This window comes from Caulobacter sp. UNC358MFTsu5.1, assembly GCF_000712075.1.
Classification (GTDB): domain Bacteria; phylum Pseudomonadota; class Alphaproteobacteria; order Caulobacterales; family Caulobacteraceae; genus Caulobacter.
In genome coordinates this window covers 821,948-844,529 of the sequence record NZ_JONW01000005.1, presented here as the reverse complement: position 1 = coordinate 844,529, position 22,582 = coordinate 821,948, and the positions used below count along the sequence as shown (strand labels likewise).

Genomic DNA, 22,582 nt, shown 5'->3' with positions numbered 1-22,582 from the left:
GGCAGTTTGCTGAAGGGGACAGGCGCATGCGCCTGTCCCCAGCCCTAGGCGCGACGGAGGACGGTTTGGCGAGAGCGGCGGCGGAGAAGACGGGCGGCCTGCGCGAGGCCCAGCGCCAGCTGACCCGCGAGCGGCTGATCGACGCCGCCGTCGCGCTCTTTGGTCGGAGAGGCTTTCGCGCCGTGACGATCGAGCAGATCGCCGCCGAGGCCGGCGCCAACCGCGCCACCTTCTATCTGCACTTCCGCAACAAGGAGGACGTGGCCAACGCCATCGGCGACCGGCTGGTCCCCAACATCCAGGCCACCTTCGCGGCGCTGGACGCGATCCCGGACCCCAGCCTGGAAGAGGTCCGCGCCTGGCTGGCCCAGGGCATGGCCGAGCAGACCGACGAACGCCGCAACCTGCTGGCCGTGGCCACCGAGGCCAATGTCGCCGACCCCGACCTGGCCGACGACTACCTGCGCTTCATCAACCTGTTCATCGACGCCATGCCCAACTATCTGGGCCGGTTCTCGGCGGAAGAGCTGCCGGCGGCGCGCACGCGGATGCTGATGCAGCTCGTCCAGTTCGAGCGGCTGTCCTACGTGATGGTGGTGCAGCGGGCGTCCGCGCCGCTGGAGCCGTTGCTGGACGAGCTGGCGCAGAGCTGGTGGCGGTTGCTGCGGGGGACGTAACGCCGACCGGGGACATGCCCTTGGGCGTGTCCCCACCAGACGCACTGCCAGATTTGGGGACACGCGCGAGCGCATGTCCCCGGTCGGTCAAGCCTTCGCCACGTCCACCACTCCGGCCGGGTCCACCGCCCGCCTGTACCCCCAGTCGGTCTTCACCGTCGCCCCGTCCTTGGCGGCCGACTCCAGGATCGCCTGCATCAGCCGCATGTCCTGCAGCCCTTCCTCGCCGGGCGAGACCATCGGCGCCTTGCCGCGCACCACGTCGGCCATCCAGTCCATCTCGCGGGCGAACTGGTCGCCCGCGGGGGCGGGGACCGGCGGCAGGGCTTGGCCGCCCTTGACCACGGTCAGGCGGTTGCCGCCGTAGAAGGCGGCCGGGTCGGCGACCAGCCGGCCCTGCTCGCAGATCACCTCGAAGGCCATGGTCGGGGCGTAGGCGAACGAGGTCGAGCCGTTGGCGATCACGCCCGAGGGGAAGCGGAACTGCCAGTTGATCAGGTCCTCGGTCTCCTTGAACCGGGGATCGGACCGGTCGGTCTGGGCCCAGGCCTGGACCGCGACCGGCTCCTCGTTCAGCAGGTAGCGGGCGGCGTTGACGCCGTAGACGCCCATGTCGCCCAGGGCCCCGCCGCCCGACATCTTGCCGTCCAGCCGCCAGACGTCCGACGGGTCGGAGAGGTCGGCCTGCCGGCCCATGGTGGTGTTGATCTGCCGGACCTTGCCCATCGACCGCGTCCGCAGGCGGCGCATGACGTCCAGGTTCTGGGCCTCGTAGTGGCAGCGATAGGCGATCATCAGGTGGCGGTCGGCGGCCTTGGCGGCGGCGATCATCGCCTCGGCGTCGGCGAGGGTGGTGGCCATCGGCTTCTCGCACAGCACGTGCTTGCCGGCCTTGAAGGCCTTGATCGTGTGCTCGGCGTGCATCGAATTGGGCAGCACGATGTAGACGACCTGGATGCGCGGGTCCTTCGCGATGCGGTCGTAGTCGTCGTAACCGTAGACCGCGTCTGCGGGCAGGCCGTTCTCGGCGGCCACTCGTTTGGCCTTCTCCGGATGGCCGCTGACCACGGCGGCCAGCCTGGCCCCCTTGGCGATCTTCAGGGCCGGGATCAGCTGGTTCAGGCTCAGCTTGCCCAGGCCCACGATGGCGAAACCGATCTTGTCGGAGGTGGGCATGGCGGGCTCCTGGGCTTGGGCCTTTGCGGCGGCCGGGGCGAGGGCGGCGGCGACGCCGGCGGCGGCGATCAGATCGCGTCGGGAAGGGCGGCTGGGCATGGAGGGCTCCTTCGGCTGGCCGGTCAGGGTTTCGGATCGTCGGCGGTGAACGGCGAGCAGCAGGGCTTGCCGATGGCGTGGAACTCCATGATCTCGGCCCGCGTGCCGTCGGGGTCGAACAGGTTCAGCTGCCACTTGGCGTCGCGGCCGATCTTGGGCGTCTCCTTCTGGCCCTCCAGGCGGTCGCCGTTCCACAGTAGGGTGTAGGCCAGCCGCGTGTCGGGCACGCCCAGCGAGAAGTGGTCCAGCACCCCGGCCGTGGCCTGGCTCATGCCGGGCGGCGGACCCCGGCCGTCTGGCGGGGCGACCAGCATGTATTCCAGCCAGTCCGAACCGTCGGGAACCTGCAGCGACACCCAGCTGGGCTTGTCGTCGCTCATGCCGCCGAACCAGTAGGGCCGGAAGCCCAGGACGCCCCGATAGAAGGCGTCGGCCTTGGCCCGGTCGTGGACGATGAAGCCCACGTGGATGATCCGGCTGGACAGCGGATTGACCGCGATCGCGGGCGGCTTGGCCGGCGGCTGGACGAACTGGACCTTCACGCCCTCGGGATCGGTCACGTCGAACCAGCGCTCGCCGTCTGCGCCGGTCTCGACCTTGGCCGGCACGGTCACGCCCTTGGCCTCAAGGTACAGGCGCAGGCCTTCCGCATCGGGGGTGTTGAAGGCGGCGTGGTCCAGCCGGTCGATCCGGGACGGACCCGGCGGCAGGGGCAGCACCTCGACGAACTGGGTCGGGCTGAAATAGTAGCGCGCGCCGGCCGGGTTCTCGGGATCGGGCCCCTTCACCGCGCCCAGGCCCTTGACGTAGAAGGCCTCGCTCCTGGCCGGGTCGGCCGCGTGGACCGCCAGGTGCGAGACCGAGACGATGGGCGGTCGGGCCGCCTCGGCCCGGGCCGCGCAGGGCGTTCCGCCGGACAGCAGGATCAGGGCGCAAGCCAGGGCTCGCATCATCGTCTCACTCCCGCGCGACCCTCCGCTCTCGGGACGGGCGAGGGTGTCGGGCCGCAGGATAGCGCGACGTGGTAGCGTTACCAGGGAAAACAGACGCCGACCAAGGTCGGGCTTGCCAAGAAAAGGTCTGGCCAGGCCCTGAACGCAAACAGCGCCCGTGCCGAGGGGGGAGGGCACGGGCGCTGCGCTTACAGGACGCTGGGGCCGGCCGGGGGGAGGAGCCGGGTTGTCCGCGTCGAAAGAGAGATTGGGATCCGAACCCGACTTCGCAACGGCGCGACCAAGGTCATTTCGCGGCCGGTTCGTTGCGGACGGGTGATGTTGTGTCGGTCTGGGCCGCCGCCGCTCAGGCGTTTTCCAGGAACTCCGGCGGCACGGCCGCGGCCAGCCAGACCCCGTTCCCCGTCCGGAAGAACGCGTGGCCGGCGCGCGCCATCTCGCCGCTCAGCACCCGCAGGATGACGGCGTCGCCCCGCCGGCCGCCCACCTGGCGCGCGGTGTCGATGTCCGGCGACAGGTGGACGTGATGCCGCGCCATCGGTCGCAAGCCCTCCTGGCGGATGGCGGGCAGGAAGCGCTCGACCGTGCCGTGGAACAGCACCTCGGGCGGGGGCGCGGCGACCCAATCGCCCTGCACCTCGACGGAATGGCCTTGCCGGGCCCGCAGGCGCGCGCCGTCCGGGGAGAGTTCGAAGCGCTTCTTCTCGCTGGTGTCCACGACGTGCCGAAGGGCTTCCGGGGAGGCGGGCCGGCCGGCCTTCTCCAGCGCCTTCAGCACGGCTTCGACCGACGTCCAGCCTTCGCCGTCCAGGACCAGGTCGCCCTCGTCGGGGCGATGCCGCAGCCAGAACGACAGGAGCTTGGAAATCCCCACGGCGGTGGTCTTGTCGATACTCATGTCGCGGATATGCCGGGATCGCTCGAAGCTTGGCAATGGAGTCCAGGGCCTCTGGAGATGGAGGAGCGCGCCTAGAGGTTCGGCGCCGTCTTGAAGCGGTCTGGAACATAGCTCCTGACCAGCGAGGCCTTGTCGAACATGTCCGTAGCCGGCAGTTCGGAGAGGACGCTGACCGCCTCCGACGACAGACCGAGCCGGCCCTCGGGGCTGTTCTGGGCGTAGGTCGAGCGCACGATCACGCCGGCCTGCGTGACGTCGTAGGTGCGGATGTCGTCCTTATCGACCAGGCGGACATGGTCGGCCGTCCCGAACGGCGTCTTGACCTGCCCCTGCCAGGCGATCGCCAGGAAGGCTTTGTTGGTGTTGATGCCGCAGGCGGCGCGGGCCACGAAGGGGCCTTCGACCGTCTTGCCCGTGGTCAACGACAGCGCCGCTCCGGTTTGCGCCTTGCAGTCGGCGATCACGCGATCTCGCGGCGTCTCCACCCGATGCTTGTCGCCCGAGTGGAATTCCGCCCCCCATTCCAGGACCGGGGTTCCGCTGCGTGACTCCTCGTTCCAATTGTAGACGGCGTAGGTCGCCTGGGTGGTCTTGGTGCGATCGACGACCTCCTTGACCTTGCCGGTCAATTCGACCGGCGGCGGGGTCTGGTCGCAGGCGGCCAGCGCGGCGCCGGCCAGGACGGCGACCACCGGAACGGTCCGGAACAAGAACTTCATCGGTAACGACCCCTCGATACGCTTCGCGCGGCAAGCTTAGCCGTGGGCCGGGGGCGGCGGAAGGGTGCGCCGCCCTAACCCCCGAACCGGGCCCGGTAGGCCTGGGGCGTCGTCGCCAGCGACTTCCTGAAGTGATGTCGCAGGGCCGGGGCGCCGAAGCCGACGGCCTGGGCGATCTGCTCGACGCCGAAGGGGGTGGTCTCCAGCAGGTCGCGGGCCCGGGCCAGGCGTTCGGCCAGCAGCCAGCGGGCGGGCGTCGTGCCGGTGGCGGCCTCGAAGCGGCGCAGGAAGGTGCGGGGGCTCATGCCCGCCGCGTCGGCCAGGGCCTTGACCGTGTGCTCGCGGGCCAGGTCGGCGCGCATGCGGTCCAGGATCGGCGACAGGCGCGAGGCCTCGTGGGCGGCGGGCACCGGCCGCTGGATGAACTGGGCCTGGCCGCCGTCGCGATGGGGCGGGATCACCAGCCGCCGGGCCACGCTGTTGGCCGCTTCCGGCCCGAAGTCGCGGCGCACCAGGTGCAGGCCCAGGTCCAGGCCGGCGGCGCTGCCGGCCGAGGTCATGACGTCGCCCTCGTCGACATAGAGCACGTCGGGCAGCACATCGATGTCGGGATAGAGGTCGCGCAGCTTGTCGACATAGCGCCAGTGGGTGGTGGCCCGCCGACCCGCCAGCAGGCCGGCCGCCGCCAGCACGAACACCCCCGAGCAGATCGACATCACCCGCGCCCCGTTGCGATGGGCGACCCGCAGCGCGTCGATCAGCGGCCGGGGCACGGGCGTGTCGGCGCCGCGCCAGCCGGGGGCGATGATCGTGCCGGCCTGCTCGACCAGCTCCAGCCCGCCGTCGGCCACCACCTGCACCCCGCCCAGGCCGCGCAGCGGTCCCGGCTCGATCGCCGCCGTGGCGAAGGCGTACCAGTCCGGACCCATCTCGGGCCGGGGCAGGCCGAACAGCTCGACCGCCACCCCGAACTCGAAGGTGCACAGGCCGTCATAGGCCAGGGCGACGACGCGGCGGTTGGCGGGCCCGGCGGGGGCGGTGACGTTTGGCATGATCTTTACGGTCGATGTCTATCCTGCCAGCTAACGCCGGAGAGCCGGCTGGGGCAAGTCTTCCTCGCCAACCCAGGAGGTCGTCATGAGCTTTGTTTCCGCCATCCCCGCCGCCGCGTCCCCGGTCGCCGCCGCCCACTTCGCCGCCCGCCTCGCCCTGGAGACCGACTGTTCCGACGTCGCCGCCGCCATGAAGGCCGGCGAACAGGACTTCGTCCTGCTGCACGTGGTGGGCTCGCCGGAGGCCTATGCCCGCCGCCACGTGCCGGGCGCGATCCACCTGCGCCACGCCGAGATCGACGCCCCGCGCATGGCGGCCTGGCCGGCCGACACCCTGTTCGTGGTCTATTGCGCCGGCCCGCACTGCAACGGCGCCGACCGCGCCGCGCTGAAGCTGGCGACCCTGGGCCGCCCCGTGAAGCTGATGATCGGCGGCGTCACCGGCTGGGAGGACGAGGGCCTGGCCTTCGCGACCGGCGCGGAGCCGGGAAAGCTGGCGGCGTAGTGACGGGGACACGCCCTCGCGGCGTGTCCCCAACGCCTGGCTCCGTGAATGCTGATGGGGACACGCCCAAGGGCATGTCCCCGACCGGACGTGTCCCCGGCCGGGCTAGCCCCGCTCGCCCAGGGCCTTCAGCATGCCCAGCCGGGCCAGTTCGTCGGCGCGTTCGTTGTGGACGTGGCCGGCGTGGCCCTTGACCCAGCGCCAGTCGACCTCATGGCGGGCCCGGGCGGCGTCCAGGCGCTGCCACAGGTCGACGTTCTTGACCGGGCTCTTGTCGGCGGTCTTCCAGCCCTTGGCCTTCCAGCCGTGGATCCACTGGGTGACGCCCTTCATCACGTACTGGCTGTCGGTGTGCAGCTCGGCCTTGGTCGGCTTGTTCAGCGCTTCCAGGGCCTGGATGGCGGCCATCAGCTCCATGCGGTTGTTGGTGGTCGCCAGCTCGCCGCCGCAGATTTCCTTCTTCTTGTCGCCGTACATCAAGAGCGCGCCCCAGCCGCCGGGGCCGGGATTCCCGCGGCAGGCGCCGTCGGTATAGATCACCAGCTTGGGGGTCACGCGCCGGCCCCGAACAGGGAAAGGCCCTCGCGGTGCACGGCCAGCTTGCGCTCGTATTCCAGCGGGTCCTTCGGCTTGACCAGGGCCCCGGCCGGGGTCGCGCCCCAGTCGGCCAGGCGGGTCAGGAAGAAGCGCATGGCCGCGCCGCGCGCCAGGATCGGGATGGCGTCGCGCTCGGCCGGGCTCAGCGGCCGGCGGCGCTCGTAGCCGGCGATCAGGGCCCGGGCGGCGGTGATGTTGAAGCTGCCGTCGGACTCGAAGCACCAGGCGTTCAGGGTCACGGCGATGTCGTAGGCGAAGGCGTCGTCGCAGGCGAAGTAGAAGTCGATGGCCGCCGCGAACTTGCCGTCCGGCTTGAAGAAGACGTTGTCCGGGAAATAGTCGGCGTGGATCACGCCCGACGGCAGGCCGCGCGGCCACGACAGGGCCAGCTCGGCCAGGTCCTTGTCGATGGTCGCGGCCAGGCCGGGCTTGAGGCCCTCGGCGGCCTGGCGGTGCTTGGAGAACAGCGGGGCCCAGTGCGGCTGGCCCAGGTCGTTGGCGCGGCGGGCCGGATAGCCCTCGCCGGCCAGGTGCAGCCAGGCCAGGCCTTCGCCGGCCTCGCGGCAGTGGGCGACGGTCGGACGGCGGGCCGACAGACCGGGCAGGAACTCGACCAGGGCGGCGGGCTTGCCGCGGACGGTCTTCAGCGTGGCGCCCGAATGGTCGGCGATCGGCTTGGCGCTGGGATAGCCGCGGTCGGCCAGCCAGGTCAGCAGGTCCAGGAAATAGGGCAGGTCCTCCGGCTTGGCGCGCCGCTCGTAGACCGTGAGGATGAACCGGCCGGTCTCGGTCTCCAGCAGGAAGTTGGAGTTCTCCACCCCCTCGGCGATGCCCTTGAACGCCACGGCCTGACCCAGGTCGTAGTCGGCCAGGAAGGCGGCGAGTTCGTCGTCGGTGATGTCGGTGTAGACGGCCATGGCGCGGGGATGCGGGAGCGGGCGCTGGCGGTCAAGAGCGCGAAGGCCTGCTTTTCATCGGTCGTCCCCGAGAAAAGCTGAAGTCCGTCCGGGGCGCTCGAGGACTTCGAGCGCCCCGGCGGATCTTACATCCGTTCCGGAGCGTCGATGCCCAGCAGGTTCAGGGCCAGTTCCAGCTGCTTCAGCGTCGTTTCGGCCAGGGCCAGGCGCGAGGCCCGGACGGCGGGGTCGTCGGCGCCGAGGATCGGGCAGGCGGCGTAGAACTTCGAGAAGGTCTGGGCCAGCTTGTAGGCGTGCTCGGCGATGAAGTTGGGGGCCTTCTTGTCGTAGGCCTCCGACAGGGCGCCTTCGAAGGCGTCCAGCAGCAGGGTCAGGTCGCGCTCGGCCTGCTCGCCGACGATCACCGCCCCCGAGGACAGGCCCTGCTCGGCCGCCTTGCGCAGGATGCTCTTGATGCGCACCGACTGGTACAGCAGGTACGGGCCGGTCTTGCCCTCGAAGCTGGTGAAGCGGTCCAGGTCGAAGACGTAGGACGTGCCGCGGAAGTTCTGCAGGTCGGCGAACTTCAGGGCCGCCACGCCCACCTTGTGGGCGATGTCCTCGAAGGCCTCGTCCGACAGCTCCGCGCCCAGGCCGGCTTCGCGCAGGCGCTCGCGGGCCTTCTCGCGGGCCATCTCGATCAGGTCGTGCAGCTTGAGCACCCCGCCGGCGCGGGTCTTGAACGGCTTGCCGTCGCTGCCGTTCATGGTGCCGAAGCCGATGTGCTCCAGACCGCCCGGCTCGGCGTAGCCGGCCAGGTAGGCGGCGCGGAACACCTGCTCGAAGTGGTCGGCCTGGCGCTGGTCCACGGCGTAGAGGATCAGGTGCGGGTCGAAGCTCTTGCGGCGGTCCAGGATCGTGGCCAGGTCGGTCGTGCCGTACATGGCCGAGCCTTCCGACGAGACGACCAGCAGCGGGTCGGGGCTCTCGACCTCGACCACCGAACCGTCGGGCAGCTTCTTCTTCTTGGTCTCGCCTGGGCGGGCCACGCGGACGATCCGGGCGCCCTGGTCGTCGACCAGCAGGCCCTTGACCTCCAGCTGGCGGACCATCGGGGCGATCAGGTCCTGCACGTCGCTCTCGCCCTTCCACAGGTCGAAGTCGACGCCCAGGGCGTGGAATTCGCGCTCCAGGGCCACGCGGCTGATGTTGACGAAGTGACGCCACAGCAGGCGGTAGCCGAAGCGGCCGTTCTGCAGTTCGGCGGTGGCCTTGCGGGCCCGCTCCTTGAACTCCGGATCTTCCTTCTGGCGCGCCGAGGCGGCGGGGTAGATGCGGTCCAGGTCCTCCAGCGACACCCGCTGGGCGAACTCGGCCATCACCTTTTCCTCGTCGGCCTTGGAGAAGCCGCGCGGGGCCTCGACCAGGCGCTCGAGGAGGGCGCGGATGAAGGCGTCCTCCTCCATGATGGCGCTGATCAGCAGGCCCATCTGGAAGCCCCAGTCGCCGAAGTGGGCGTCGCCCACCACGTCGTCGCCGCGGAAGCGGTACAGGCGCTTGACCGACTCGCCGATGATCGAGGCGCGCAGGTGGCCCACGTGCATCGGCTTGGCCACGTTCGGGCCGGCGTAGTCGACCAGCACCCGGCGCGGATTGGCCAGGGGCTCGGCCCCGGCGCGCGGGTCGGCGGCGATCTCGTTGGCGCGGGCGGCCAGGGCGTCGTCGCTGACGCGCATGTTGATGAAGCCGACGCCGGCGATCTCGACGGAGGCCAGGCGCGGGTCGGTCTTCAGGATGTCGACGACCTGCACGGCGATCTCGCGCGGATTGCGCTTGGCGCTCTTGGCGGCCGCCAGGGCCCCGTTGCATTGGAAGTCGGCCAGGTCGGGCCGGTCGGACGCGGTGACGCGACCGAAGTCGGGGGACAGTCCGGCGGCCTGGAAGGCGGCCGCGGCCGCCTCGCTCAGGGACCGCTTCAAATCACTCATGGCTTGGGCGTGTTTCCGGTTTGGGTCTGGGCTTGCTGCGTCTGGCCGGCGTTGACGCGGAAGCGCTTGCCGTCACGGTTGAAGGCGGCCATTTCCGGGGTCACGTCGAAGCCGATCAGGACCTCGAAATTGCCGCCGCTGACCTTTTCGTCAGCCCGCGGGATGGTGATGGTGTTCAGGGTCTGGTTCACATAGACGCGATCCTGGCCCGGCGCGAACTTCACCGGCAGGTCGAAATATTCCTTGGCCAGGACGCTCTTGTTGCGCTCGGTCACCGCGACCCAATAGCGATAGGTCTTCTGGTCGCTGGTCGCCTGGGGACCGCGCCCCATCTCGAACAGCATCTGGACCTGCATCTTGATCGGGTCGTTGCTCTTGTAGGCGCAGCCCGAGGACAGGCCCTGGATCTCGCCGGTGTACATCGCCTGGGCGGCCGATTCCTTGCCGTCCTTGAACTCGACATAGCGGCTGGCGTCGTACAGCACCTTCACATACGGGCACGGGCCGGCGTTGCGCAGCTGGGCCAGCGGGGCCTTGGGCTGGTTCCACTCGTCGTCGCGCTTCTTCTTCTTGGCGGCCTGGTCGTCGTCGCCGCCTTGACCGCCGCCGGGACGCCCGCCCTGCTGGGCGTGAACGGTCGTCGCCGTCGCGGCGATCGAGAGGGCCATCAGGGCGCTGAGGGCGACGGAAAGGTTGCGGCGCATGAAACGTCCGGTTCGAGAAGGAAAGCTTGAGCGGGAAATCCCCGCCAGCGTCATGGAGCCTGATAAAGGCATATGCGTGACGTCGCAATGTACAGCAGGTTTCAACAGGATGCGGCGGACTTTTCGTCCAGGGGGCGGCCGGACGCTGGCGCGGGGGGCTCGGAACCCTTAGGTTCGGCGCCATGAACGCCCACTCGCCCATCTCCAGCCCCGGCCGCCGCGAACTCAACGTGGTGCTGGCCAGTCCGCGCGGCTTCTGCGCCGGCGTCGACCGGGCGATCCAGATCGTCGAGCGGACGATCCAGAAGTTCGGCGCGCCGGTTTATGTGCGCCACGAGATTGTCCACAACCGTCACGTCGTCGATCGGCTGAAGGCCCTGGGCGCGGTGTTCATCGAGGAACTGGACGAGGCGCCCGACGATCGTCCGGTGGTGTTCTCGGCCCACGGCGTGCCCAAGACCGTGCCGGCCGCGGCCAAGGCCCGCGAGATGGTCTATCTGGACGCCACCTGCCCGCTGGTCTCCAAGGTCCACGTCGAGGCGCAGAAGCATTTCGACGCCGGGCGCGAGATCGTGCTGATCGGCCACGCCGGCCACCCCGAGGTCGTCGGCACCATGGGCCAGCTGCCCGAGGGGACCGTCACCCTGATCGAGGACATCGACGACGCCCGCGCCTGGGTCCCCAAGGACCCGGCCAACGTCGCCTTCCTCACCCAGACCACCCTGTCGGTCGACGACACCGCCGAGATGGTCGACCTGCTCAAGCAGCGCTTCCCGGGCATCGCCGCGCCGCACAAGGAAGACATATGCTACGCCACCACCAACCGCCAGGAGGCGGTGAAGCTGCTGGCCGGCGCGTCGGAGCTGATCCTGGTGGTCGGCTCGCGGAACTCGTCCAACTCGGTGCGGCTGATGGAGGTCGGCAAGCGGGCCGGCGCCCGGGACGCCCGGCTGATCGACGACGCCCGCGGCATCGACTGGTCGTGGTTCGAGGGCGTGTCCCGCGTGGGCCTCACCGCCGGCGCCTCGGCCCCCGAGGACCTGGTCCAGGGCGTGATCGAGGCCCTGGCCACGCGCTACGACGTCACCGTCGAGGAACTGGTCGAGGCCCGCGAGACGGTGACCTTCAAACTGCCGCGCCTGCTGACGGCCTGAGGGCGTTTCCACCCGTTCTATTTTAGATCGTCATCCTCGGAACAAGTCCGAGGATGACGGTTGAAAGATCAGGGGCGCCGCGATCGACGTTGGCGACAAGCTATAGGCGACACCCCCGCGCCTTCCCCGTTGACTCCGCCCGCACCGTCGCCCAAACACGCCTCGACCCTCGCGGGAGACGTCGGGATTCTCGTCCCGAGGCCGAAGGCGCAACCGCCCCGGAAACGCTCAGGCAAAAGGACCGCGCGGGTTTAGGAACGCTGGAAAGAGGCAGTCGGAAACGGCTGCCCGCCGAAGGAGCAAGGTTCAGCTGGCTGGACCGGAATCTCTCAGGTCAAAGGGACAGCGGGGGCGAGACCACCTGGCGAGAGCCGGGCGGCGTCGCCGACCCCGATTGGAGCCCAAAGCGTGTCCGAGCAAGACCTCAAGAAGACCCCGCTGTACGACGCGCACGTCGCCGCCGGCGCCCGCATGGTGCCGTTCGCCGGCTACCACATGCCCGTGCAGTACAAGGACGGGGTGCTGAAGGAGCACCTGTGGACCCGCGAGCACGCGGGCCTGTTCGACGTCTCGCACATGGGCCAGGCCCGGCTGCGCGGCGCTGATCCCGCCAAGAGCTTCGAGAAGCTGGTCTCGGCCGACTACCAGGGCCTCAAGCCCGGCAAGCAGCGCTACGCCGTGCTGCTGAACGCCGAGGGCGGGGTGATCGACGACCTGATGACCGCCCGCCCCGACGACGACGGCCTGTTCATCGTCGTCAACGGCGCCTGCAAGGACAACGACTACGCGATCATCGCCGAAGCCCTGAAGGGCGAAGCGACCGTCCAGCGCCTGGAAGACCGCGCCCTGCTGGCCCTGCAGGGCCCCGAGGCCGCCGCCGTCCTGGCCGCCCATATCCCCGAGGCCGCCGGCATGGTGTTCATGGACAGCGCCGCCGTGACCGCCTTCGGGACCGACGTCCTGATCTCGCGCTCGGGCTACACCGGCGAGGACGGCTACGAGATCTCGGTCCCCGCGACCGAAGCCGCGCGCATCTGGAACACCCTGCTGGAGGACGAGCGCGTCAAGGCCATCGGCCTGGGCGCCCGCGACAGCCTGCGCCTGGAGGCCGGCCTGCCGCTGTACGGCCACGACATGGACGAGACCGTCTCGCCGATCGAGGCCGGCATGCCGTTCGCCGTCGGCAAGAGCCGCCGCGAGGCCGGCGACTATCTCGGCGCCGACCGCATCGCTAAGGAGTTGGCCGGCGACCTCAAGCGCGTGCGCGTCAATCTGAAGGTGCTGGAAGGCGCCCCGGCCCGCGAAGGCGCCGAGATCGCCGACGCCGACGGCAACGTCATCGGCAAGGTCACCAGCGGCGGCTTCGGCCCCAGCTACGGCGGCGCCATCGCCATCGGCTTCGTGCCCCCGCAATTCGCGGTTCTCGGCGACAAGCTGAAAGTCATCGTCCGGGGCAAGCCGGCGGCCGCCGAGGTCGTCGCCAGCCCGTTCGTCCCCACCCGCTACGTGCGCAAACTTTAAGTCAAAAGGGCCAAGACCATGAAGTTCACCAAGGACCACGAGTGGGTCGAAGTCGCCGGCGACATCGCCACCGTCGGCATCACCGCCTACGCCGCCGAGCAGCTGGGCGACGTGGTGTTCGTCGAGGTGCCGGAAGTCGGCAAGACCGTGAAGCAGGGCGACCAGCTGGCGGTGGTCGAGAGCGTCAAGGCCGCCTCGGACGTCTACGCCCCGGTGTCGGGCGAGGTGGTCGAGGCCAACGAGACGCTGAGCGACAGCCCCGAGACCGTCAACGCCCTGCCGGAAGCCGGCGGCTGGTTCGCCAAGGTCAAGCTCAGCAACGCCGCCGAGCTGGACGCCCTGATGGACCGCGACGCGTACGAAGCCTTCCTCGGCACGCTCTAATAACTCCGCGCATCCCCGCGAAAGCGGGGATCCATGCGGCCTCCTCAGCTTAGGTCCCCGCTTTCGCGGGGATGAGCGGAATCAAGATCATGCGCTACCTCCCCCTCACACCCGAAGATCGCGCCGACATGCTCGGCGTCATCGGCGCGGAGTCGATCGACGAGCTGTTCGTCGACGTTCCGGCCGTCGCCCGCCGCGCCCAGCCGGTGGACCTGCCGTTCCATGCCGGCGAGCTGGAGGTCGAGCGCGAGATGCTGGCCCTGTCGCGCCGCAACCGCGCGGCCTCGGAAGGCCCGTTCTTCGTGGGGGCGGGGGCCTATCGCCACCACGTGCCGGCCACGGTCGACCACATCATCCAGCGGTCGGAGTTCCTGACCAGCTACACGCCCTACCAGCCGGAAATCGCCCAAGGCACTCTTCAGGTACTCTTCGAGTTCCAGACCCAGGTCGCGGCCCTGACCGGCATGGAAGTGGCCAACGCCTCGCTCTATGACGGCTCCACCGCGGCCGCCGAGGCGGTGATGATGGCCACCCGCGTCACCCGCCGGAACAAGGCGGTGCTGTCGGGCGGCGTGCACCCGCAATATGTCGGCACGGTCGAGACCCTGGCCCACGCCGCCGGCGTCACCACCGACCGCCTGCCGGCCGCCATCGACGCCGAGGACGCGGTGATCGCCGCCATCGACGCCGACACCGCCTGCGTGGTCGTCCAGACCCCCAACGTCTTCGGCACCGCCACTGACGTGACCAAGATCGCCGCCGCCGCCCAGGCCGCCGGCGCCCTGCTGATCGTGGTCACCACCGAGGCCGTGTCGTACGGCCTGCTGAAGTCGCCCGGCGAGATGGGCGCCGACATCGTCGTGGCCGAGGGCCAGTCGATCGGCAACGGCCTGAACTTCGGCGGTCCCTATGTCGGCCTGTTCGCCTGCAAGGAAAAATACGTCCGCCAGGCCCCGGGCCGCCTCTGCGGCGAGACCGTCGACGCCGAGGGCCGTCGCGGCTTCGTCCTGACCCTGTCGACCCGCGAGCAGCACATCCGCCGCGACAAGGCCACGTCGAACATCTGCACCAACAGCGGCCTGTGCGCCCTGGCGTTCAGCATCCACATGAGCCTGCTGGGCGAGAAGGGCCTGCGCCGCCTGGCCCTGGTCAACCACCAGAAGGCCGTGAAGCTGCGCGACGCCCTGGCGGCCGTGCCGGGCGTGCAGGTGCTGACCCCGCGCTTCTTCAACGAGTTCGCGATCAAGGTTCCGGGCAACGCGGCCGAGCTGGTCGAGACCCTGGCCGCCAACGGCGTCATCGCCGGCGTGCCTTTCTCGCGCCTCGACCCGGCCGCCGGCCTGGACGACGTCCTGCTGGTCGCCGCCACCGAGACCACGCCCGACGGCGACATCGCCCTCTTCTCCAAGGCCCTGAGCAAGGTGCTGGCCCAATGAGCATGAATTCCGTCGGACGGCCGACCCGTCCTGAAACCGCTACCGACGCCAACGACTACGTCCACCCGACCCTGACCGGGGCCCGCGGCCTGCTGCAGGACGAGGCGCTGATCTTCGAACTGGACGCCTGGGACAAGACCGGCGTCGACCTGCCCGACGCCCCCGCGGCGGATGACCTGGGCGACCTGGTCCGCGCCTCGGCGATCGGCCTGCCGGGCCTGTCCGAGCCGGAAGCGGTGCGCCACTACGTGCGCCTGTCGCAGAAGAACCACGCCATCGACCTGGCGCTGTATCCGCTGGGCTCGTGCACGATGAAGCACAACCCGCGCCTGAACGAGAAGATGGCGCGCCTGCCGGGCTTCTCCGACATCCACCCGCTGCAGCCGCAGTCGACGGTGCAGGGCGCCATCGAGCTGATGGACCGCCTGGCGCATTGGCTGAAGACCCTGACCGGCATGCCGGCCGTCGCCCTGTCGCCCAAGGCCGGCGCCCACGGCGAGCTGTGCGGCCTGCTGGCGATCCGCGCCGCCCACGAGGCGGCAGGCAACGGCCACCGCAAGACGGTGCTGGCCCCGACCAGCGCCCACGGCACCAACCCGGCCACGGCGGCCTTCTGCGGCTACACCGTGGTCGAGATCGCCCAGACCGACGACGGGCGCGTGGACCTGGCCGACCTGGAGTCCAAGCTGGGCGACCACGTGGCCGCCATCATGGTCACCAACCCCAACACCTGCGGCCTGTTCGAGCGCGACGTGGTCGAGATCGCCCGCCTGACCCACGCGGCCGGGGCGTACTTCTACTGCGACGGCGCCAACTTCAACGCCATCGTCGGCCGGGTGCGCCCGGGCGACCTGGGCGTCGACGCCATGCACATCAACCTGCACAAGACCTTCTCCACCCCGCACGGCGGCGGCGGTCCGGGCGCGGGTCCGGTGGTGCTGTCGGCGGCCCTGGCCCCGTTCGCCCCCACCCCGTGGGTGGTCAGCCACGAGCACGGCTTCCACCTGGTGGAAGAGGCCAAGGGGCCCGCCGCCCAGGCCTTCGGGCGGATGAGCGCCTTCCACGGCCAGATGGGCATGTTCGTGCGCGCCTACGCCTACATGCTCAGCCACGGCGCCGACGGCCTGCGCCAGGTGGCCGAGGACGCGGTCCTGAACGCCAATTACATCAAGGCCCGCCTGTCGGACCTGATGAGCCCGGCCTTCCCGAACGGCCCGTGCATGCACGAGGCCCTGTTCGACGACGCCTGGCTGGAAGGCACCGGGGTGACCACGCTCGACTTCGCCAAGGCGATGATCGACGAGGGCTTCCACCCGATGACCATGTACTTCCCGCTGGTCGTCCACGGCGCGATGCTGATCGAGCCGACCGAGACCGAGAGCAAGCAGGAGCTGGACCGCTTCGTCACGGCGCTGCGCGCCCTGGCCGGGGCGGCCCTGAAAAACAAGGATGGGGCCGGCGAGGTCGAGCGCTTCAAGGGCGCCCCGTACCACGCGCCGCTCAAGCGCCTGGACGAGACCCTTGCCGCGCGTAAACCACGCTTGCGGTGGAAACCTGTGGCCGCCGCGCCACTGGCTGCGGAATAGCGGTCACAGTCGTACAAAGCGACAACGGGGCGCCTTTACGGAAGGGCGCCCCGTTCTCATATCGGGTTCTGTGAGCCGAGGAGGCCGGTCTGTCGCCGGGATCGAACGGACCACGGAACCCGTTTCGCCCCGTTATGAACCTCGCCCTCGCCATGCCGCCCGTGCGCTTCTCCGTCGCCGATGAACTCGCCCGCGAGCTTCTCGGGCGGATTTCGCGCGTCGTCCTGGTGGCGCTGGGCTTGATCCTGATCGTCGCGGGCTTCCTGATCGCGCCGCTGCCCGGCCCGCTGGGCGTGCCGCTGACCGTGGCCGGCCTGATGCTGGTGCTGCGCAACTCGTTCCGGGCCCGCAAGCAGTTCGTGCGCTTCCAGCACGCCCACCCCAAGCTGCTGTTCCCGCTGCGCCGCCTGCTGCGCCGCGAGCCGGAAGTGTTCCCGGTCGCCTGGCAGCAGGTCCTGCGCATGGAGCGCCTGGTCATCCCGCGCCGCTGGCGCGTGGCCAAGCGCTGGCGCCAATCCTTCAAGCGCTCCGCGCTCAAGAAGCGTCCGTGAGCTCGACCGCCGAAACGCTCGCCAGACTGCCTTCGAGGCTCTACCGCCGCCGTCGCCGTCTGGCCCTGGTCCTGCGTGAAACCGCGGGCCGCGTCGCCCGCTGGGCGGCGCTGGCCTTCGGCGTGCTCGTGCTGCTGGCCGGGGTGGTGCTGACGCCCCTGCCGGGCCACCTGGGCCTGCCGCTGCTGGTCGTCGGCCTGATGATCGTGCTGCGCAACTCGTTCCAGGCCAAGCGCCGCTTCCTGCGCTGGCAGCGCCGCCATCCCAAGCTGATCTTCCCGATCCGCCGGCTGATGCGCCGGGAGCCCGAGATCATGCTGGTGGCCTGGCAGCAACTGCTGCGCTCCGAGAAGCTGTTCCTGCGCAAGGCGTCCTGGCGGGTGCTGAAGCGCGGCCGCAAGTACCTGCGCCGGCGCTGGCTGAAGAAGCAGCCGGTCTGACGCCCTAGGCCCTAGCCGCCGAACAGCCCGACGACCGCGTGCCGCAGCGGATTGGCCGGATCGCTCAGCAGCTTCACCGCCATGGCGCACGACATCACCACCAGCAGCGGCCGGATCAGCCGGGCGCCGAACCGCATGGCCAGGCGCGAGCCGACCTGCGCGCCCAGGAACGCCCCGGCGGCCATGACCAGCCCGATCGGCCAGATCACCGCGCCCTTCAGGATGAACAGCGACAGGCTGCCCAGGTTCGAGGCGGCGTTGGCCAGCTTGGTGTGGGCGGTGGCCTTCAGCGCGCCGTAGCCCAGCAGGGTGACGATGGCCACCATGTAGAAGGCCCCGGCCCCGGGGCCGAAGATCCCGTCGTAGAAGCCGATCAGCGGGGCCACGCAGAAGGCGAAGACCGGCACGGTCAGGCGCGGATGGACGTCCTCGCCCTTCAGCCCCTTCGAGAACCCGAAATAGAGGGCGATGACGATCAGCAGGACCGGCACCAGGGCCGCCAGCACGCGCGGCGACAGCAGGCTGGCGCAGAGGGCGCCGCAGAGGCCGGCGACGGCGGCGCCGCCGGCCACGGGCAGGGCGGTCTTCCAGTCGATCAGGCCGCGCCGGGCGAAGGCGCTGGTGGAGGAGATGGCGCTGACCGCGCCCTGCAGCTTGTTGGTGCCCAGGGCCGCGACGGGGTTCATGCCGGTCAGCAGCAGGGCCGGGACGGTCAGCAGGCCGCCGCCGCCGGCGATGGCGTCGAACGCCCCGGCGACCATGGCCACGGCGAACATCGTGGCCAGCAGGGCGAAATCGACGTGCATGAACTCAAGCCCTCACGTGGCCCGCCCTTACAGACGGGTCGGGACCACGCGAAAGGCGAGCGGTAGTCGTTGGATTACTTCTGGCGCGCCTTGCGGGCGGCGTACTTGGCGTCGCGGCGGGCCTTCTGCTCGGCGGCGGTCAGGGCCTTGCGCTCCTTGCGCTCCTTGCGCTTCTCGGCGAGGACCTCTTCTTCCTTGGCCAGGGCTTCCAGGCGGGCGGCTTCCTTGGCCGCCGCGCGCTCGGCGCGGACGCGTTCCAGTTCGGCTTCGCGCTCGGCGTGGCGCTGCTCGAAGTTGGGATCCTGAACGGTGGGCTTCACCTTCATCTTGGCCAGCATGGCCTTCTTGGCTTCGGCGGCGGCGGTGATGCGATCGGCGAAGCCGGTGTTCTTCAGGTGCGACATGAATCTTCTGGTTGGTGGAAAGTGCGCCCCTAAGACCCCAAAACGCCGCGAAAAGCAATTGATCATCCCCGACGCAAAAGGACACAGGTCCCGTCGCGCCGGGGATTTGGCCGGCTACTTCTCGATCCGGTAGACCGCGTAGCTGTGCGGCGCGACCCGGGCGGCGAACTCGGTGCGGACCGGCACGCCCTGGCGGCGCCAGGCGTCGGCCTTGCCGTCGGCGGGCCTGGCCTCGACCACTTGGCCGGTCGACAGGTTGCGCAGCTTCACCCCCGCTCCCAGCAGCGACAGGTTCACGTCCGTGTCGTCGTCGCGGAACGACTGCACCACGAAGGTCCCGTTGTCGTAGGCGAACAGGCTGACCCGGTCGGGCGCGTCCAGCCGCACGGGGAAGTCGCGCTGCAGGTAGCGCTTGATCTCGGTCGTGACGCCCTGGGGCAGGTTGTAGAGGTCGCCAGGGTTCTCCGGCATGGTGATCACGTAGAGGACCCCGCCGCCGTAGCGGTTCATCAGCAGGATCGGGAACCCCTTGGCGTTGGCCACGCCCCGGATGATCCCCCAGCTGTCGTTGGTGTAGAAGGCCAGTTCCGGGAACAGCACCGGCGGGGTCTCGCGCTTCGGGTCGTTCAGGCTCTCGCCGTTGCCCGCGCCGTAGCCGTTCAGGAAGTCGTGCAGGGCCACCTTGCGGCCGGTGTCGCGCACCTCGAGGATGTCCTCGATCCCCTTGCCCTGCAGCGCCGAGAGCAGGCCCGAGGTGATGAACACCGTCTTGCCGGCCAGGAGGTTGCCCTTGATCTCCTCGACGATCTTCGGGTCCTTCGCGGCCGCCTGGGTCAGCAGCGCCACGTCCGCGCCCTTGGGGAAGTTGGGCGACAGCTCGATCGGAATGCCCACATTGCCCAGGTAGTTGTGCAGGAAGTCCTCGCCCGACGACTGGTAGGGCTTGTAGGCGGCGATGCCGATCGGCTTGCCCAGCCATCCCAGGTCCTTGTCGATCTTCTCCAGCGACCAGCCGGCCGCGCGGCCCCAGCCGGGACCCGGGTCGCCGGCCCGGCCCGACGGCTTGTAGCTGGCGACCATGGCCTTCCAATCGAAGCTGGTGGCCTTGTCGCTCCACGGGCGGGCGCCGGGCTCGACCGCCTTGGGCTCGTTCATCGGACGCCAGTTGAACAGGGTGATCTCCGGCGCCTTGGCCAGCAGGGTGTCCCACAGCTGCTCGGCGTAGCGGTCGATATAGAGGGTCGAGAACGTGTCGACCCAGCCGCCGCCGTTGCCCGGCCCGCCGTTCGAGCCGACGGGCCGGATGTTGTCGTAGTAGCGGATGATCGAATAGCTCTCGTACTGCTGCAGCAGCTGGTCGGTGATCACCGGATCGCGGGTCTCGGTGCCGGTGTAGATGCCGTCGAACATCTGCGACTGCTTCTCCAGGTCGTAGCCCGTGCCCTGGAAGTGCTCGTACCAGTTGGGGTACTTGATGATCACCCGCACCTTGGGATTGACCGCCTTGGCGGGGCCCAGGACCAGGTCCTGGCTGACCGCGCGCATGGTCTCCAGGCGGTACTGGCTCCACGAGCGGTCGCCCTTGGCGGCGATGTCGGCGGGGCTCTTGGACGTGTAGAAGAAGAAGTCGTCGAGGATCACCTCGTCGAAGTGCTTGGCCGCCAGGCGCACGGCCTTCTCGCACTCGGCCCGGTGGGCGGGGTTCTCATAGTCGAAGGTGCCGAACTGGCCGCCCTCGCCGCCGGTCGCCAGGGTGATCCCGCCGGCCACCTGCACGCCGCGCGCCTCGAACCAGCCCTTGACCCGCTCGATCTGCTCGTCGGTGGCGAAGTTGCTGCTGCGGTAGACCTCCAGATAGACCTTGTCGAAGCGCAGCTGGCGGCTGGCGCGTTCGAACTGGGCGTCGAACACCGCCTTGTCCGACAGGGCTTTGGCGTCGTTGACGGCGATGTAGATCGCCGCGCGGAAGTTCTTGTAGGCGGCCGCCGGCTGGGGCCTGGCCGGGGCGGCCCAGGCGGCGGGCGCGAGCAAGGCGCACAGCGCCGCGGCGCCGAGCAGACTGCGGGTGACGCGGATCATGGCTGGTTTCTTCCCTCGATAGGCCCGCCGGCGCGTCGAGGCGCTCGGACTTGGTTGCGGTACCATAGGGTTGGTATGACAAATCAGGCGAGGGGAATCTTGGCCGGACGCGAAAGCGCGCTTCCCTCCCCCTTGTGGGGAGGGCGGCCCTGGCGCAGCCAGGGTCGGGTGGGGTTTGATGAGTCAGCAGGCCCCACCCACCAGCTTCTCTGGTCCCCCTCCCCATAAAGGGGAGGGAAGAAGGTGGAGGTCACCCAACGGAACCCGCGTTCGCCGATCACGTAAGGGCGCGATGATTCCGACACTCGGCTCGAAAAACCCTAAAATCCCTTATAAAACCGCGACTTGAGAGTATACCGCCCAACCTTGACGCACCGCAGCGCGCCCTATAGGTTCCGCCGCGATCAAGCCGGCCGGAAATCCGCCTCTATTGGGGCGGCCGCGGGCGTTTTCGGACCTGACCGCACCCATGCCCAAGGCCGACGAACCGAACGACAAGGCTCCGCAGAGCCTCGACGCTCGGATCGCCGCCTTCGAGGCGCGGAAAGCGGCGGAGCAACCGGGGCGCGCCGAGCACGAGAAATCGTCCCAGGACGGCTATCGTCTCCTGGCGGATCTGATCGGGGGCGTTCTGGTGGGGCTCGGCTTCGGCTGGCTGCTCGACCGTTACGCCGGCACGGGGCCCTGGGGCATGGTCGGCGGTCTGCTGATCGGCATGGGGATCTCGATCTACACCATCGTCCGCAAGGCGATGAAACTGAGCGCGCAGGCGTCGACCAAGGCCCCGGGGGCCACGGACGACGAGAACACGGGAGGCGGGTCCACCGCCCCCAAGCAGAAGAGAGACTAGGGCCTTGGCCACGCCGATCGACCCGATGCACCAGTTCATGATCCAAAAGATCGTGGAGCTGCCGTCCTTCACTGTCCCGGGCCTGGGCGTGATCGACATGTCGATCACCAATTCCGTCGCCGCCATGCTGCTGTCGGCGTTCCTGATCGTCACCTTCTACAGCTTCGCCGGCAAGGGCGCGGTGGTTCCCGGCCGCCTGCAGACCGTGGGCGAGATGCTCTATGGAATCGTCGATGGCCTGACGAGCTCGATCATCGGCCACGACGGCAAGAAGTACCTGCCCTTCGTCTTCGCCCTGTTCTCGTTCGTGCTGTTCGCCAACCTGCAAGGCATGCTGTTCGGCTGGACCGGCAACTTCCTGGGCTTCACCTCGACCTCGCAGCTGGCCGTGACCCTGACCCTGGGCCTGATGGTCATCCTGACGGTCATCGGCGTCGGCTTCGCCAAGAACGGCCTCAAGTTCTTCAAGCTGTTCGCCCCGTCGGGCGTGCCGCCGGTGCTCTACGTCATCCTGGTGCCGATCGAGATCATCTCGTTCCTGATCCGCCCGATCACCCTGGCCCTCCGTCTGTTCGGCAACATGCTGGGCGGCCACGTGGTGCTGAAGATCTTCGCGACCTTCGTGGCCATCCTGCTGGCCATGACCCCGATCTACTGGCCGATCGGCATCCTGTCGCTGACCTCCGTCGTCGCCCTGACGGCCCTAGAGTTCATGGTGGCCTTCCTCCAGGCCTTCGTGTTCGCGGTGCTCACCTGCGTCTATCTGAACGACGTCGTGCACCTCGACAGCCACTGATCACCCTTTAGTCTATCAACCAACACAGTCTTCCCTAAGGAGTCTCAACAATGGACGCTTCCGCCGCTAAGTTCATCGGCGCCGGCCTGGCCATGCTCGGCATGATCGGCGCGGGCATCGGCCTCGGCATCATGTTCGGCAACTACTTCCAAGGCGCCCTGCGCAACCCGACCGCGGCCGCTCAAGAGCGCCCGATGCTGTTCCTGGGCATGGCTCTGACCGAAGCCCTGGGCATCTTCGCCCTGGTCATCGCCTTCCTGATCCTGTTCTCGAAGTGATAACCCTGGGGCGCGGCCGGTCCGGCGGACCGA

General features: G+C 69.3%; 24 protein-coding genes and 1 riboswitch. Of the genes, 12 read left to right on the top strand and 12 right to left on the bottom strand.

The window, feature by feature from the left end; genetic code table 11:
* Positions 1-65 precede the first annotated feature (65 nt).
* Positions 66-677, top strand: coding sequence for a TetR/AcrR family transcriptional regulator (locus tag BR39_RS0105780; RefSeq protein WP_029908639.1), 612 nt, complete (start codon positions 66-68; stop codon positions 675-677).
* Positions 678-764: 87 nt separating this feature from the next.
* On the opposite strand, the gene BR39_RS0105775 is transcribed toward BR39_RS0105780, so the two are convergent.
* From BR39_RS0105775 to ftrA, 5 genes are all read right to left on the bottom strand, one after another.
* The gene (locus BR39_RS0105775; RefSeq protein ID WP_051695217.1) at positions 765-1,952 is read right to left on the bottom strand and encodes a Gfo/Idh/MocA family protein; all 1,188 of its coding nucleotides are present in this window, start codon (positions 1,950-1,952) and stop codon (positions 765-767) included.
* A 23-nt stretch (positions 1,953-1,975) separates the two neighbouring features.
* Entirely contained in the window at positions 1,976-2,905 is a 930-nt protein-coding gene (locus BR39_RS0105770) for a VOC family protein (RefSeq protein WP_029908635.1), read from the bottom strand.
* Positions 2,906-3,251: 346 nt separating this feature from the next.
* Positions 3,252-3,803 carry an RNA 2'-phosphotransferase gene (locus tag BR39_RS0105765; RefSeq protein ID WP_029908633.1) on the bottom strand — a complete coding sequence of 184 codons (552 nt, stop codon included), beginning with the start codon at positions 3,801-3,803 and terminating at the stop codon, positions 3,252-3,254.
* 71 nt (positions 3,804-3,874) lie between these two features.
* Positions 3,875-4,522, bottom strand: coding sequence for a hypothetical protein (locus tag BR39_RS0105760; protein WP_029908631.1), 648 nt, complete (start codon positions 4,520-4,522; stop codon positions 3,875-3,877).
* Positions 4,523-4,596: 74 nt separating this feature from the next.
* Entirely contained in the window at positions 4,597-5,574 is a 978-nt protein-coding gene (ftrA, locus tag BR39_RS0105755; RefSeq protein WP_029908629.1) for a transcriptional regulator FtrA, read from the bottom strand.
* 85 nt (positions 5,575-5,659) lie between these two features.
* Here ftrA and BR39_RS0105750 point away from each other — a divergent pair, with 85 nt between their 5' ends.
* A complete protein-coding gene (locus tag BR39_RS0105750; RefSeq protein ID WP_029908628.1) occupies positions 5,660-6,079 on the top strand; it encodes a rhodanese-like domain-containing protein in 420 nt (139 codons plus the stop codon).
* Positions 6,080-6,184: 105 nt separating this feature from the next.
* Here the strand turns inward: BR39_RS0105750 and rnhA are convergent, their stop codons facing one another.
* From rnhA to BR39_RS26390, 4 genes are all read right to left on the bottom strand, one after another.
* On the bottom strand, positions 6,185-6,634 hold the full coding sequence (rnhA, locus tag BR39_RS0105745; RefSeq protein WP_029908625.1) for a ribonuclease HI: 450 nt from the start codon (positions 6,632-6,634) through the stop codon (positions 6,185-6,187).
* Positions 6,631-7,593 (bottom strand): homoserine kinase, encoded by a 963-nt coding sequence (gene thrB / locus BR39_RS0105740; protein ID WP_029908623.1) that lies wholly within the window; start codon positions 7,591-7,593, stop codon positions 6,631-6,633. The genes rnhA and thrB overlap by 4 nt, the downstream gene beginning before the upstream one ends.
* Before the next feature lie 125 nt (positions 7,594-7,718).
* Complete coding sequence (locus BR39_RS0105735; RefSeq protein WP_029908622.1) at positions 7,719-9,560, bottom strand: arginine--tRNA ligase; 1,842 nt, start codon at positions 9,558-9,560, stop codon at positions 7,719-7,721.
* Positions 9,557-10,264: a hypothetical protein gene (locus tag BR39_RS26390; RefSeq protein ID WP_029908620.1), complete on the bottom strand. Its 708-nt coding sequence runs from the start codon at positions 10,262-10,264 to the stop codon at positions 9,557-9,559. Before BR39_RS26390 ends, BR39_RS0105735 begins: the two co-directional genes overlap by 4 nt.
* Before the next feature lie 182 nt (positions 10,265-10,446).
* Between BR39_RS26390 and ispH the strand changes: the two genes are divergently transcribed.
* From ispH to BR39_RS0105695, 7 genes are all read left to right on the top strand, one after another.
* Positions 10,447-11,418 carry a 4-hydroxy-3-methylbut-2-enyl diphosphate reductase gene (ispH, locus tag BR39_RS0105725; RefSeq protein WP_029908618.1) on the top strand — a complete coding sequence of 324 codons (972 nt, stop codon included), beginning with the start codon at positions 10,447-10,449 and terminating at the stop codon, positions 11,416-11,418.
* A 162-nt stretch (positions 11,419-11,580) separates the two neighbouring features.
* Positions 11,581-11,672, top strand: a riboswitch (glycine riboswitch).
* 139 nt (positions 11,673-11,811) lie between these two features.
* A complete protein-coding gene (gene gcvT / locus BR39_RS0105720) occupies positions 11,812-12,939 on the top strand; it encodes a glycine cleavage system aminomethyltransferase GcvT (RefSeq protein ID WP_156035596.1) in 1,128 nt (375 codons plus the stop codon).
* 18 nt (positions 12,940-12,957) lie between these two features.
* Complete coding sequence (gcvH, locus tag BR39_RS0105715) at positions 12,958-13,323, top strand: glycine cleavage system protein GcvH (protein ID WP_029908613.1); 366 nt, start codon at positions 12,958-12,960, stop codon at positions 13,321-13,323.
* 89 nt (positions 13,324-13,412) lie between these two features.
* Entirely contained in the window at positions 13,413-14,759 is a 1,347-nt protein-coding gene (gene gcvPA / locus BR39_RS0105710; protein ID WP_029908611.1) for an aminomethyl-transferring glycine dehydrogenase subunit GcvPA, read from the top strand.
* Entirely contained in the window at positions 14,756-16,345 is a 1,590-nt protein-coding gene (gene gcvPB, locus BR39_RS0105705) for an aminomethyl-transferring glycine dehydrogenase subunit GcvPB (protein ID WP_029908609.1), read from the top strand. The genes gcvPA and gcvPB overlap by 4 nt, the downstream gene beginning before the upstream one ends.
* Positions 16,346-16,479: 134 nt before the next feature.
* Complete coding sequence (locus BR39_RS0105700) at positions 16,480-16,896, top strand: hypothetical protein (RefSeq protein WP_029908607.1); 417 nt, start codon at positions 16,480-16,482, stop codon at positions 16,894-16,896.
* On the top strand, positions 16,893-17,336 hold the full coding sequence (locus tag BR39_RS0105695) for a hypothetical protein (protein WP_029908605.1): 444 nt from the start codon (positions 16,893-16,895) through the stop codon (positions 17,334-17,336). The genes BR39_RS0105700 and BR39_RS0105695 overlap by 4 nt, the downstream gene beginning before the upstream one ends.
* 11 nt (positions 17,337-17,347) lie before the next feature.
* Here the strand turns inward: BR39_RS0105695 and BR39_RS0105690 are convergent, their stop codons facing one another.
* From BR39_RS0105690 to BR39_RS0105680, 3 genes are all read right to left on the bottom strand, one after another.
* Positions 17,348-18,142: a TSUP family transporter gene (locus BR39_RS0105690; protein WP_029908603.1), complete on the bottom strand. Its 795-nt coding sequence runs from the start codon at positions 18,140-18,142 to the stop codon at positions 17,348-17,350.
* 74 nt (positions 18,143-18,216) lie between these two features.
* Complete coding sequence (locus tag BR39_RS0105685; protein ID WP_029908601.1) at positions 18,217-18,546, bottom strand: DUF6481 family protein; 330 nt, start codon at positions 18,544-18,546, stop codon at positions 18,217-18,219.
* 114 nt (positions 18,547-18,660) lie between these two features.
* Positions 18,661-20,625, bottom strand: coding sequence for a hypothetical protein (locus BR39_RS0105680; RefSeq protein ID WP_029908600.1), 1,965 nt, complete (start codon positions 20,623-20,625; stop codon positions 18,661-18,663).
* 469 nt (positions 20,626-21,094) lie between these two features.
* Here BR39_RS0105680 and BR39_RS0105675 point away from each other — a divergent pair, with 469 nt between their 5' ends.
* Genes BR39_RS0105675 through BR39_RS0105665 form a run of 3 tightly spaced genes read left to right on the top strand, consistent with a single transcriptional unit; the run spans position 21,095 to position 22,549 of the window.
* The gene (locus tag BR39_RS0105675; RefSeq protein ID WP_029908598.1) at positions 21,095-21,475 is read left to right on the top strand and encodes an AtpZ/AtpI family protein; all 381 of its coding nucleotides are present in this window, start codon (positions 21,095-21,097) and stop codon (positions 21,473-21,475) included.
* A gap of 25 nt (positions 21,476-21,500) precedes the next feature.
* Positions 21,501-22,271, top strand: a complete 771-nt coding sequence (locus BR39_RS0105670) for a F0F1 ATP synthase subunit A (RefSeq protein WP_029908596.1) — start codon at positions 21,501-21,503, stop codon at positions 22,269-22,271.
* Positions 22,272-22,321: 50 nt separating this feature from the next.
* Complete coding sequence (locus tag BR39_RS0105665; protein ID WP_018061086.1) at positions 22,322-22,549, top strand: F0F1 ATP synthase subunit C; 228 nt, start codon at positions 22,322-22,324, stop codon at positions 22,547-22,549.
* The last annotated feature ends 33 nt before the right edge of the window (positions 22,550-22,582 follow it).

Coding starts and splice junctions, on each gene's coding strand:
- BR39_RS0105775 (WP_051695217.1), bottom strand. CDS start 1,952: ATGCCCAGCCGCCCTTCCCGACGCGATCTGATCGCCGCCGCCGGCGTC.
- BR39_RS0105770 (WP_029908635.1), bottom strand. CDS start 2,905: ATGATGCGAGCCCTGGCTTGCGCCCTGATCCTGCTGTCCGGCGGAACG.
- BR39_RS0105765 (WP_029908633.1), bottom strand. CDS start 3,803: ATGAGTATCGACAAGACCACCGCCGTGGGGATTTCCAAGCTCCTGTCG.
- BR39_RS0105760 (WP_029908631.1), bottom strand. CDS start 4,522: ATGAAGTTCTTGTTCCGGACCGTTCCGGTGGTCGCCGTCCTGGCCGGC.
- ftrA (WP_029908629.1), bottom strand. CDS start 5,574: ATGCCAAACGTCACCGCCCCCGCCGGGCCCGCCAACCGCCGCGTCGTC.
- BR39_RS0105750 (WP_029908628.1), top strand. CDS start 5,660: ATGAGCTTTGTTTCCGCCATCCCCGCCGCCGCGTCCCCGGTCGCCGCC.
- thrB (WP_029908623.1), bottom strand. CDS start 7,593: ATGGCCGTCTACACCGACATCACCGACGACGAACTCGCCGCCTTCCTG.
- BR39_RS0105735 (WP_029908622.1), bottom strand. CDS start 9,560: ATGAGTGATTTGAAGCGGTCCCTGAGCGAGGCGGCCGCGGCCGCCTTC.
- BR39_RS26390 (WP_029908620.1), bottom strand. CDS start 10,264: ATGCGCCGCAACCTTTCCGTCGCCCTCAGCGCCCTGATGGCCCTCTCG.
- ispH (WP_029908618.1), top strand. CDS start 10,447: ATGAACGCCCACTCGCCCATCTCCAGCCCCGGCCGCCGCGAACTCAAC.
- gcvH (WP_029908613.1), top strand. CDS start 12,958: ATGAAGTTCACCAAGGACCACGAGTGGGTCGAAGTCGCCGGCGACATC.
- gcvPA (WP_029908611.1), top strand. CDS start 13,413: ATGCGCTACCTCCCCCTCACACCCGAAGATCGCGCCGACATGCTCGGC.
- gcvPB (WP_029908609.1), top strand. CDS start 14,756: ATGAGCATGAATTCCGTCGGACGGCCGACCCGTCCTGAAACCGCTACC.
- BR39_RS0105700 (WP_029908607.1), top strand. CDS start 16,480: ATGAACCTCGCCCTCGCCATGCCGCCCGTGCGCTTCTCCGTCGCCGAT.
- BR39_RS0105690 (WP_029908603.1), bottom strand. CDS start 18,142: ATGCACGTCGATTTCGCCCTGCTGGCCACGATGTTCGCCGTGGCCATG.
- BR39_RS0105685 (WP_029908601.1), bottom strand. CDS start 18,546: ATGTCGCACCTGAAGAACACCGGCTTCGCCGATCGCATCACCGCCGCC.
- BR39_RS0105680 (WP_029908600.1), bottom strand. CDS start 20,625: ATGATCCGCGTCACCCGCAGTCTGCTCGGCGCCGCGGCGCTGTGCGCC.
- BR39_RS0105675 (WP_029908598.1), top strand. CDS start 21,095: ATGCCCAAGGCCGACGAACCGAACGACAAGGCTCCGCAGAGCCTCGAC.
- BR39_RS0105670 (WP_029908596.1), top strand. CDS start 21,501: ATGCACCAGTTCATGATCCAAAAGATCGTGGAGCTGCCGTCCTTCACT.
- BR39_RS0105665 (WP_018061086.1), top strand. CDS start 22,322: ATGGACGCTTCCGCCGCTAAGTTCATCGGCGCCGGCCTGGCCATGCTC.